Genomic DNA, 11,534 nt, shown 5'->3' on the forward strand with positions numbered 1-11,534 from the left:
TCTTATTAAAATCTAAAGTGTGAGAATGCTTTGTTTGCTTCAGCCATCTTATGAGTATCAACTCTTTTCTTAACAGCAGCACCTTCTTCTTTAGCAGCAGCTAAAATCTCAGCAGCTAAACGTTGTGCCATTGTTTTTTCATTACGCTTACGCGCATAAGAAATCATCCATTTAATCGCCATAGAAACCTTACGGTCTGGACGAATTTGCATTGGAATTTGGAAAGTTGCACCACCAACACGGCGAGAACGAACTTCTACGTGAGGCATCACGTTAGACAAACCATCTTTCCACACTTCTAAAGCCGACTTTTCTTCGTCAGTTTTCTTTTCGTTTACGATATCCATTGCATCGTAAAACACTTTGAACGCTACAGATTTTTTACCGTCCCACATTAAGTTATTCACAAAACGTGTAACTAATTGATCGTTGAATCTTGGATCCGGTAACAAAACTCTTTTTTTAGCTCTTCTTTTCCTCATGTCTTTACATTAAAAAAGTTACTAATTAATTTTTACTTTTTGTCTTTTGGGCGTTTTGCACCGTACTTAGATCTACGTTGGGTTCTACCCTCAACTCCAGCAGTATCTAATGCTCCACGTACCACGTGATATTTAACACCTGGTAAATCTTTTACCCTTCCACCTCTAACTAATACTATCGAGTGCTCTTGCAAGTTGTGTCCCTCACCTGGAATATACGCGTTGATTTCATTACCATTTGTTAAACGCACCCTTGCAACCTTACGCATCGCTGAGTTAGGTTTCTTAGGTGTAGTGGTATACACACGCGTACAAACTCCACGTCTTTGTGGACATGCTTGTAAAGCAGCCGATTTACTCTTCTTAGTTATTTTGGCTCTTCCTTTACGAACTAATTGTTGAATAGTTGGCATACTAAATTATTACTTGTTTTTTTAATTTGTACTTAAATTACTCTAATTTTAAGAGTGTGCAAATGTACGACAATTTTCTATTTATTCAAATATCAAGGAGTTATTTTTAACAAACCTCGAAAAAACTTCAAAAACTCAAATTCACAGTACCACTTACACCTCCTCCAAAACACAAAAAACAAACAATCAAAAAAAATAAACAACAACCTTACATTCTACAACAAAACAAATACTTTATTTTAGAATTATTTAACAAATACCTTGTTTTTTTAAGTTTTATTTATGAATTTTGACTCAATCAATTCAAATAATTACATAATGAAAACAAAAATTAATGGAATACTAACACTACTCTTAGCGTTAGTTGTGCAAATATCCTTTGCACAAGAAAAAGTGATTTCAGGTACTGTTTCCGACGAAACAGGCCCCCTGCCTGGAGTTAACGTACTAATAAAAGGGACAACTTCCGGAGTAGAAACTGACTTTGACGGAAAATTTTCTATTAAGGCTAAGACTGGTGATACACTTATTTTTAGTTTCGTAGGAATGAAAACTGTTGAAAAAATAGTTGGAACTACTAACGTTATCAATTTAACCATGGCTAGCGACAATGTACTTGATGAAGTTGTTGTAACTTCCTTAGGTATAAAAAGAGCTAAAAAGAGTTTAGGTTACGCTTCTCAAGAAATCAAAGGAGACAAGGTTTCTACTGTAAAACTTGATAATGTAGTAAACTCTTTATCTGGTAAAATTAGCGGTGTTCAAATTAAAGCTAACAACAATTTTGGCGGATCTTCTAATTTTTTAATCAGAGGAATTAGCTCTTTAACAGGAAACAATCAACCTTTATTTATCATAGACGGAATCCCTATTTCTAATCAAATAGAAAATAGCGCAAATCAAAAAAATGGTAGAAGAGGCTTTGACTACGGTAACGCAGCTTCTGACATTAACCCTGATGATGTTGAATCTATTAATATTTTAAAAGGAGCCGCTGCATCTGCTATATATGGATCTAGAGGAGCAAACGGAGTTGTCATTATTACAACCAAAAAAGGAAAAGAAGGAAATATGAAGGTAAATATATCTTCCGGTATTACCTTAGGAAAAATAGATAGATCTACTTTTTTAAAGTATCAAGATAAATACGGTGCTGGATATGGCCCCTACTATGGAAGTACAGGATATTTTGAAGATATTGATGTTAATGGAGATGGGATTAACGATTTAGCAGTGCCTACCTACGAAGATGGTTCTTTTGGAGCTCCTTTAGATGGATCTCTTGTTTATCAATGGGATGCGTTTGTTCCTGAACACCCAAACTACCAAACTGCAACACCTTACATCGCTGGTAAAAACACTCCTGCAGATTTCTTCGAAACTTCTCACCAAATCAATAACTCAATATCTATTTCAGGAAGCGATGATAAAGTGAGTTACAGATTAGGGTACACAAACTTTCAAAACAAAGGTATTTTACCAAACTCTAAACTAGACAAAAACACCTTTAACTTTAATGGTACTTTGAAAGTTTCAAATAAACTAACTACAGGTGCCAATGCCAACTTTATCAACCAAGATGTTATTGGTAGAAATTCTACAGGATATGGAGATAATTTAATGTCTCAATTTAGACAATGGTGGCAAGTAAACGTTGACATTAAAGACCAAAAGTATATTTACGACTTAACTGGCAAAAACTATAGCTGGAATCACCAAGGTTCGGTTGGAGGATCTCCTTTACAACCACAATACTGGGACAATCCATATTGGACTAGATATCAAAATTACCAATCTGATAACAGAAACAGATTCTTTGGTAATGCATTTGCTACATATAATATTAATGATTGGTTGGATTTAACTGGTAAAGTAGCTGTTGATACATACTCTGAAGTACGTGAAGATAGGAGAGCTGTTGGATCAGTTGCTACAGAGTTTGGACTAACAGTTGGAGACCAAGCGTCTGGTTATCAAAGAACACAAATTAACTTTTCAGAATTCAACTATGATCTAATGTTGAACTTCAGTAAAGATTTATTTGAGAAATTAACCCTAAATGGTGTTTTAGGAATGAATATCAGAAAAGAAAAATACCACTTCTGGAGAGCCTCAACAAACGGAGGTTTAGCTAACCCTGGTGTATATTCTTTAAGAAACTCTGTCTTACCCGTTAACCTACCCGAAGAACGTTTAGCCGAAAAACAAGTTAACGGATATTACGTTCAAGCTACTTTAGGATATAACGATAGACTCTTCTTAGAATTCACAGACAGATACGATGTATCTTCCTCTCTTCCAACAGCAAACAATAGCTATAACTATTTTGCTGTTAGTGGTAGTTTTATTTTTTCAGAACTAATAAACACAAACTGGTTAAACTATGGTAAACTTAGAGCTGGATACGCTGAAGTAGGTAACGACCTACCTGCCAACAACGTTTACGACACCTATAATGTTATAGATCATTTCGGCAGTGTAGCTTTAAGCTCATTTAATGGCACCAAGAAAAACGAAAACTTAGTACCTGAAAGAACCAAAGAAATAGAACTTGGTCTAGAAACTAGATTTTTAAACAATCGCTTGGGCTTAAATTTATCTTGGTATAAAAAAGACACAGAAAACCAATTAATGCCAGTCACCACAACAGCTGCTTCAGGTTTCTCTAGTAGATGGGTTAATGCTGGTACCATAGAAAACAAAGGGGTTGAAGTAAGTTTAGATGGAAAAATAATTCAAAATGAAGACTTTAAATGGAACACTACAATTAACTGGTCAAAAAACAACAACTTAGTTAAAGAATTATATTCCGACGTAGAAAACATTCAACTTGCATCGTTCCAAGGGGGTATTTCAATTAATGCCACTAAAGGTCAACCCTATGGAACAATAAGAGGTACTGGGTTTGTCTACGATGATAACGGCAACAAAGTTGTTAACGATAATGGTTACTATAAAGTTAAAAGCAATCAAATTATAGGAGATACTAACCCTGACTGGAACGCCGGTATCACAAACACTCTTTCTTATAAAAATTTATCGTTAAGCTTTTTAATTGACATCCAACAAGGAGGAGATGTATACTCATTAGACCTTCATTATGGCCAAGGTACAGGTTTACCAGACTACACAGGGGGGCTTAACGAACTTGGAAACCCAATAAGAAATCCTATTACATCAGGACCAGACAGTGGAGGTGTACTTAACCCTGGTGTTACAGAAGACGGACAACCAAACACTACTCGTACTCCTGCAGACACATACAATGGAGCTTTCTACTGGGGAGACTCGAACGTAAACCCAGCCGCACTTACTATATATGATGCTTCATATATTAAACTAAGAGAGTTAAGCCTTAAGTACAATTTTCCTAAAACTTGGCTTCAAAATTCTGCAGTATCGGATTTAACAATATCTTTAGTAGGTAGAAATTTATGGATAATAGACAAAAACGTACCTTTTGCTGATCCTGAATCAGGATTAGGAGCAGGTAATGCTCAAGGATATTTATCCGGATCATACCCTACCGTAAGAACAGTTGGTCTTAATGTTAATTTAGAATTTTAAAAGATTATGAAAAAAATATTTTTATTTTTAATTTCAACATTCTTAATCGTCTCTTGTGTCGATGAAGACTTAAATGTTGATAAAAAAAATCCGAGTGAAGTATCAGGTGCAACACTTTTTGCCAACGGTACCAGAAACATGTTTGACTTAATGAACTCATGTAGTGTTAATGAAAACGTTTTTAGACTATATGCTCAATATTGGGCACAAACAACCTATCCTGATGAAAGTCAATTTAATCAAGTTAGTAGAAACATAGGAGGCTCAATTTGGAACACACTATACAGAGATGTTCTTAAAGATTTAGATGGAGCTAGAGTCTCTACAGAAAACTCAGTAGATAACCCTAACAAAGAAAATCAATTAGCAATCATAGAGTTTACTACAGTTTACGCATATAGTATCTTAGTAGATACCTTTGGAGATGTGCCATACACAGAAGCACTTGATCCAAACAATCCAACTCCAAAATATGATGATGCTGAAACAATTTATTTAGATTTATTAGATAGACTATCAAAGGCCATTCAAACTATTAACACCAATGGAAACTTTGGTTTTGATGATTTTATTTACGGTGGTGACCTTTCAAAATGGAAAAAAGCTGCTAACTCATTAATGTTAAGAATGGCTATGAGAATAGCAGACTCTAACCCTACCGAATCTATCCAGTATGCTAACTTAGCTTCAACAGATTTAATTCTTAATAACAGTGATAACTTCTCTATTAATTATCTGGGAGCCTCTCCTAACACCAATCCTCTATACGTTAGCTTAGTACAGAGTGGTCGTAATGATTTTGTTGCAGCTAACACATTTATTAACAAAATGCAACCAAGAGAGTATTTAACTTACAATTCATCTGACTTGAATGGAGACGGCGTAATTGATGAAAAAGATGAAGTAGAATACATAGATCCAGACTCTTTTACTAACACAGATCCTAGAATGTTTGTATATTTCAGAACCAATAAAGTAATCCCTGAAGAGTTAAACATAACTGACTCTAATGACAATGTAGTTGCTACTTTCTCATACACAAATGCATACAACAACCAAACTCAATTGTTCGAAGGAGGTACTTATGGTACTGCCAACAGCCACAGTGGTCATACTCAACTAGGAGACATTCTAAGAGTACCAGACCTTAAAGGCACGATTATATCAGCTGCTGAAATTAGGTTTTTATTAGCAGAGGCATCTGCTAGAGGTGGATATAGTGTAAGCGGAGATACCGAAACTCACTATAACGAAGGTATCAGAGCCTCTTTTGATGAATGGGAAATAAACGATGTTAACTCTTATTTAGCAATGAGTCACGTTGCTTACTCAACTGCATCTGGTGACTGGAAAGAAAAAATTGCTACTCAAAAATGGTTAGCTTTGTATAATAACGGTTTTGAAGGATGGACAACTTGGAGATTATTTGACCAACCAACCTTAAACAACTTACCTGTTACTGACCCTGAACAAATTCCTACTCGTTTTCTATACCCTACTTCAGAATCAACACTTAATGGTACAAACTATCAAAGTGCTTCTTCAAGTATTGGAGGGGATGAAAAAACAACAAAGATTTTTTGGGATAAAAACTAACACCTAAAAACATTAAAAGCTGAAGTTAGTAACTTCAGCTTTTTTTATCATATCCAATAAAAACACAAAATTTTACACTAAAAAATCATGAAATTGAAATTATTATTAATTACAGCGCTAATCACAAATACTATTTTCTCACAATTTACCAGAGCTCAAAAAATTCCCAAACACGCAAACAGTATATTCAATAACAACATGGATCATTTTGCTATGGCTAAAATTGATATGAAATTCAATAATGAATTTGGAAAAAATGTATCTGGCACATATTACTTAACTAAAGAATGGAAAAAATGTAAAATAACTACTAAAGAAAGTAAAAGCTATACTCTACCAAACTGCAATTACAATTTATTCGATAAAAGATTTGAAGTTCAATTTGAAAATAATGATTTTATCTACTTAAAAAAACAAAGCATAGATCAAATTATTTTTGACAACAAAACTTTTAAACCTATAAGCAACACCCTTATACCTAACACAGATAATAATTATTATCAAGAGATTGCTCAAAACAAGAATATCACTCTTGTAAAACTATACAAGCTTAAAAAGAGAACAGTAAACTCAAAGGAGTCTCTAGGCATAATCGAAAACAAAATAATCAATAAAGGCTACAACTATTTTATTAAGGATAACCAACTCATAAAAATACCTAGATCAAAAAAGAAAACCCTATTTATTTTAAACATTAAATACAAAAAAGAAGAACACAAAAAAATTAACATAAAAAAGACAAATGATTTAAAAAGACTTATCTTAAACCTATAGTTATTGCTACTACTCATTCTCCTTAATTAATTCAAGTTACCCCCTTCTCTGCCTATCATAAAATAGCTATCACATATCTATTTTAACACTCAAAATTAATAAGCTTTACACTATTCAACCATTAAAGATTAAGTTATTTTTAAAAAATAATGTGTTAACTTTCTTCTACCAATACTCAAAAAAAAATAATTCATTATTAATATTTGCATATCAACTATATCAATGAACAAATAAAATTAACTCTTAACAACAAACAAGTAAATTTATATACTTTTTCTAATTAAAACTAAAGTTATTTATGTTAAAAAATTGTTTATTTAAGATAATTTTATGATTTTAGCAACTAATTAATTCAAATAATTACATAATGAGAACAAAGTTTAATGGAATGTTAACGTTATTCCTAGCGTTAATTATGCAAATGTCCTTTGCACAAGAAAAAACAATTTCAGGTACAGTTTCTGATGAATCTGGACCATTACCTGGAGTTACAGTATTAAAAAAAGGTACCACACAAGGTACCGAAACGGATTTTGACGGAAAATTCTCTATCCAAGTAAAAGTTGGAGACATCTTGGTATTTAGTTTTGTAGGTATGAAAACTACAGAAAGAACAGTAAATAGCCAGCAACAGATTAACGTGATAATGACGGGTGATAATATTCTTGATGAGATTATAGTTACTGGTACAGGTGCGGGTATAAGTAAAAAGAGATTATCAACCACTGTTGACGCTTTAACAAGTAAAGACATCGAAAAAACTCCTACGAAACAATTAGATCAGCTTTTACAGGCCTCTGCACCTTCTGCACAAATTAAGTTAAGCTCAGGACAACCTGGTACAAACTCAATTATCAGAACAAGAGGACCTCTAAGCGCTAACGGTAACACTACCCCAGTTATAATTGTTGATGGTATCAGGGTAGACAACTTGAACTCAAACGCCCAACTTGGCCTTGCTACTGGTGGAGCTAATAGTTCTTCAATTGCAGACATCCCACTAGAATCAATAGAAAAGATTGAGTATGTAAAAGGTGGAGCTGCCACAACACTTTATGGAGCTGATGCCGCTAATGGGGTTATTCAAATCATCACAAAAAAAGGAACCGTTGGTAGAACTTCTATCAATTTCGAAGCTTCTACGGGTGTAATTAGTGGTACTAAAGATTTTTTAAGATTTAAAAGAACTGCAGATTTAATATTCGAAGATGGTGTTTTTCAAGATTATAAAATAGGACTGAATGGAGGTACTGATAAATTTAGATATAATGTTGCAGCTTCAATGTACCACGACGATGGTTTTAATAATGTAAATAAACAATTTAGAAGAACAATAAGATCTGGATTCACTGCAAAAATCACTGATAAACTAACCTACCAAGGTTCTGCTGTATTTAGTACATTTAACTATACTCGTGACTATAATGCTAATAGTGGATTTTCAAGGTTTTCAAACGCTGAAGGTGGAGATAATGGTGATATAGACACTTTATCTGACGAAGATTTTAATACCCTTAAAGCAAGATATGATAAAGAAGGTGAATTAACTGATATAACAGACAGAATTAGAAGATTCCAAACATCTAACAAATTCACCTATGATTTTACCGAAGACTTTAAAGTTAATTTAATCTTTGGGCTTGACTCAAGAAATAATAGACAGGAGCTTATCGCAACCAACGCACTATTGATCGCCAAAGGTAATCAACCTGAAGGAACAACTGATAGGGGATCTATACAAAGAGCTACTAGAAACTTCATCTCTTTTACTGGAGAAATAAACGCTCAACATAAATTTAATATAAATAATAATTTTTCATTTATAACAACAGTTGGAAGCCAGTTTTTTAGAAATGATGACTTTCAACAAAATATAACCGCTACTGGTGTAACTGATGGTGCTATTACAGTTAATGGTGCTGAACATTCTGTAACTGACTTTCAAAGAGGTTTTTCTAACTTTGGCTTTTATTTATCTGAGAATGTAGGTTTATGGGATAAAATTTTTATCGATCTGGGATTAAGGATTGATGGTAACACCGCATTTGGTGATGACATAGGCTTATTATATTTACCTAAATTTGGTATAACTTATAACATTTCTGATGAAGATTTTTGGAAAAACACATTCGGAAACACATTGTCTAATTTCAAATTAAGAGCTAACTGGGGACAAGCAACTAACTTCCCTACTCCTTTTGCTGGAGATTTGACTATCGCAGCAAATAATTTTTTAGGTCAACAATCATTTACCTTCAACAATCCTGGAAACACAAAATTAACATCTGAAACTGTAACCACAAAGGAAATCGGAGTTGATGTTGGCTTATTTAATAATAGAATTCGCTTAAGTGCAACATATTATGATGGATTAACAGAAGACGCATTATTCACACCTCCACAAGCTCCTAGTTCTGGTCAATTAAACCAACTAAAAAATATTGGTGAAATATCAAACAAAGGTTATGAATTATCTCTACAAGCAAACATAATAAACAATGAGAAACATAATTTACAATTCAATGTTTCTTATAATAGAAATGAAAATTTAGTTGTTAGCTCAGGAGGGGCTCCTGAATTTAATGTTGGTGGATTTACCTTCCTTGGTGCTTATGTAAAGGAAGGACAACCTTTAGGTTTTCTAAGAGGTGCAAAAACTACTGTTGATGAAAATGGTGTGGCTACTATTTTAAGAAACCAAAATATTGGTAATACTTTTTCGCCAAACTTTGGTAGCTTTTCAATTAACTACACTTTCAATAATAAATTAAATTTATTCTTAAATGGTGATTATCAAACTGGAGGGCAAGCTGTTGCTGTTGATGATGTACTTAGGTTTTTTGCAGGATTAGAAGATGAAGGAAGATTCCCTCAAGAAATATTAGACTACCAAGCAAATGTAGGAGGGTTAACATTTTTTGACTTAGCTAGTTATTGGGTAGAAGATTCAGATTTCTTAAAAATAAGAAATATTGGTGGGACCTATAATTTTGGAGAAATCTCCAATACAGTAAAAGACTTTACATTAGGATTTAATGTTGCTAACCCTTTCAACTTTGTGAAATCAAGATTTGATCCTGAAGCATCAGGTTCTGGTTTTGGTGCTCAAGGAGGGTTCTCTGGTGGAGGATTTGGATACGGTACCGAATCTGCACCAAGAATCTATAGTTTAACATTAAAAGCAAGATTATAAACTTAACAACAAAGTATAACATGAAAATATTTAAATATTTAGGAGTAACATTGGCTTTATCAATTTCTTTTTCTTCTTGTAACGAAGATCTTATTGATTTCACAGATGTCACTAATCCTAATTTATCAGAACAAAGTGTTGTTGGTCAAGCCAACTCATCAAAAGCCTGGTTAACAGGTATCAAAAGACAAAACGCATTATTATATAATGAAATTGTAACTATTTCTGAAATAGCCTCTGATAACTATGTAAATTCTCAAACCTTCTATAATCAATTGTTAGATAATTTAACTATTGATTTTCAAGACAGAGATTTAAACGATTTACATTTTGACATTGCAAGATTGAGAGAGATGTGTACATTTGGTATAAACCGTATTTCGCCTAATGATGTTAATTCTTCAGACGAAACATTGGCTGAATTTCATTTCTATAAGGGCTTATCATTTCTTTTAGCTGGAGAATACTTCAGCTTTTTGCCACAAGAAGACAAAGGTGTACCTAAAAGCTCTACAGAAAACTATAATTCAGCTCTTGAAAGCTTTAATACTGCAATTAATCTTAATAACGACTCTAAATATCATTTAGCAAAAGCTAGAACTTATTACAATTTAGGAAACAAAATTGAAGCTGTTAATTCTGCTAACACATCTTTAAATATGGATGATAGCTTATTATTTACAGTTGATTTTGATGAAACTAACGGTCCTTCAAATACTATGGAAGATGCTTTATATGAAAGAGGTACTTTTGACGACTTACAGCCTCTTCCTTCATTAGATTTTTTAGACCCTAAATATTCTTTTGTTGACAATGCTATTGATGCTTCTATCGCTGTATTAAAAGCCGAAGAAGCTTATTTTATAATTGCTGAAGCAAATCTATCTGACAACTCTTTAGAGGATGCTAAAACAGCAATGAAGAACGCTCTATCTATAATTAATAATAGACCAACAAAGATAGTTGATGAAACATCAGAAGACAGAACTCAAAGAAACCCTAACTCTAGACCTAATAGTTCAAGTATACTCGTTAGATACGAAGGTGATGTTTTATATAAAACTGGTTTGGTTATCGACAGAACTGCTACAGCTACAACTTATACTGTATCAGGAACTTCACTTACAGAAACGTCTATTAACGCTCTTACAACCATAGATGAGGCTCTTGAAGCATTGTACTTAATGAGACAAGAAGTATTTATCGCTGAAGGTCGAAGAATTATTGACTTGGGTGTTAAATATGTTTTATCTGAAAATGAATTATTATTAAACTCCAATGTTGACGAAAGTCATCCAGGATTAACAGGTGTTATACCTAGTTTTATTAACTCTATAAAATCAGAACTAGATGCTTTCACTTATGACCCTAATGCTGGAACTGTTGAAATAAAGCACAACTTGAATAAAATCTTAGTTCAAAACAAAACTTCAAATGAAGTACTACCTTTTCACTAAGTTTTATTATAAACTATAATAATAACTAATAAAAAAGCTGCTTATGAGCAGC

The 11,534-nt window shown here is 33.2% G+C and carries 7 protein-coding genes; 5 read left to right on the plus strand and 2 right to left on the minus strand.

Translation table 11 applies throughout. The features are described from left to right. Nucleotides 1-5: 5 nt before the first annotated feature. The gene (rpsG, locus tag NH341_RS05925; RefSeq protein ID WP_028890723.1) at nt 6-482 is read right to left on the minus strand and encodes a 30S ribosomal protein S7; all 477 of its coding nucleotides are present in this window, start codon (nt 480-482) and stop codon (nt 6-8) included. Between the two features lie 32 nt (nt 483-514). After that, nucleotides 515-895, minus strand: coding sequence for a 30S ribosomal protein S12 (rpsL, locus tag NH341_RS05930; protein WP_028890722.1), 381 nt, complete (start codon nt 893-895; stop codon nt 515-517). A gap of 318 nt (nt 896-1,213) precedes the next feature. On the opposite strand from rpsL, the gene NH341_RS05935 reads away from it, so the two are divergent. From NH341_RS05935 to NH341_RS05955, 5 genes are all read left to right on the plus strand, one after another. Continuing rightward, nucleotides 1,214-4,462 (plus strand): SusC/RagA family TonB-linked outer membrane protein, encoded by a 3,249-nt coding sequence (locus tag NH341_RS05935; RefSeq protein WP_159613058.1) that lies wholly within the window; start codon nt 1,214-1,216, stop codon nt 4,460-4,462. 6 nt (nt 4,463-4,468) lie between these two features. Then, a complete protein-coding gene (locus NH341_RS05940; protein WP_159613060.1) occupies nt 4,469-6,058 on the plus strand; it encodes a SusD/RagB family nutrient-binding outer membrane lipoprotein in 1,590 nt (529 codons plus the stop codon). An 87-nt stretch (nt 6,059-6,145) separates the two neighbouring features. Further along, entirely contained in the window at nt 6,146-6,832 is a 687-nt protein-coding gene (locus NH341_RS05945) for a hypothetical protein (protein WP_239178999.1), read from the plus strand. Nucleotides 6,833-7,199: 367 nt separating this feature from the next. Next, nucleotides 7,200-10,025, plus strand: coding sequence for a TonB-dependent receptor domain-containing protein (locus tag NH341_RS05950; RefSeq protein ID WP_253055978.1), 2,826 nt, complete (start codon nt 7,200-7,202; stop codon nt 10,023-10,025). A gap of 20 nt (nt 10,026-10,045) precedes the next feature. After that, complete coding sequence (locus NH341_RS05955) at nt 10,046-11,482, plus strand: hypothetical protein (protein ID WP_159613069.1); 1,437 nt, start codon at nt 10,046-10,048, stop codon at nt 11,480-11,482. Nucleotides 11,483-11,534: the final 52 nt, after the last annotated feature.

The sequence above is a fragment of the Tenacibaculum sp. XPcli2-G genome (genome assembly GCF_024124505.1).
GTDB lineage: Bacteria > Bacteroidota > Bacteroidia > Flavobacteriales > Flavobacteriaceae > Polaribacter > Polaribacter mesophilus.

Bases quoted from the DNA above. Each gene is read 5' to 3' on its own strand.
- NH341_RS05950 (WP_253055978.1), top strand. From the start codon at position 7,200: ATGAGAACAAAGTTTAATGGAATGTTAACGTTATTCCTAGCGTTAATT.
- rpsG (WP_028890723.1), bottom strand. From the start codon at position 482: ATGAGGAAAAGAAGAGCTAAAAAAAGAGTTTTGTTACCGGATCCAAGA.
- NH341_RS05940 (WP_159613060.1), top strand. From the start codon at position 4,469: ATGAAAAAAATATTTTTATTTTTAATTTCAACATTCTTAATCGTCTCT.
- NH341_RS05955 (WP_159613069.1), top strand. From the start codon at position 10,046: ATGAAAATATTTAAATATTTAGGAGTAACATTGGCTTTATCAATTTCT.
- NH341_RS05935 (WP_159613058.1), top strand. From the start codon at position 1,214: ATGAAAACAAAAATTAATGGAATACTAACACTACTCTTAGCGTTAGTT.
- NH341_RS05945 (WP_239178999.1), top strand. From the start codon at position 6,146: ATGAAATTGAAATTATTATTAATTACAGCGCTAATCACAAATACTATT.
- rpsL (WP_028890722.1), bottom strand. From the start codon at position 895: ATGCCAACTATTCAACAATTAGTTCGTAAAGGAAGAGCCAAAATAACT.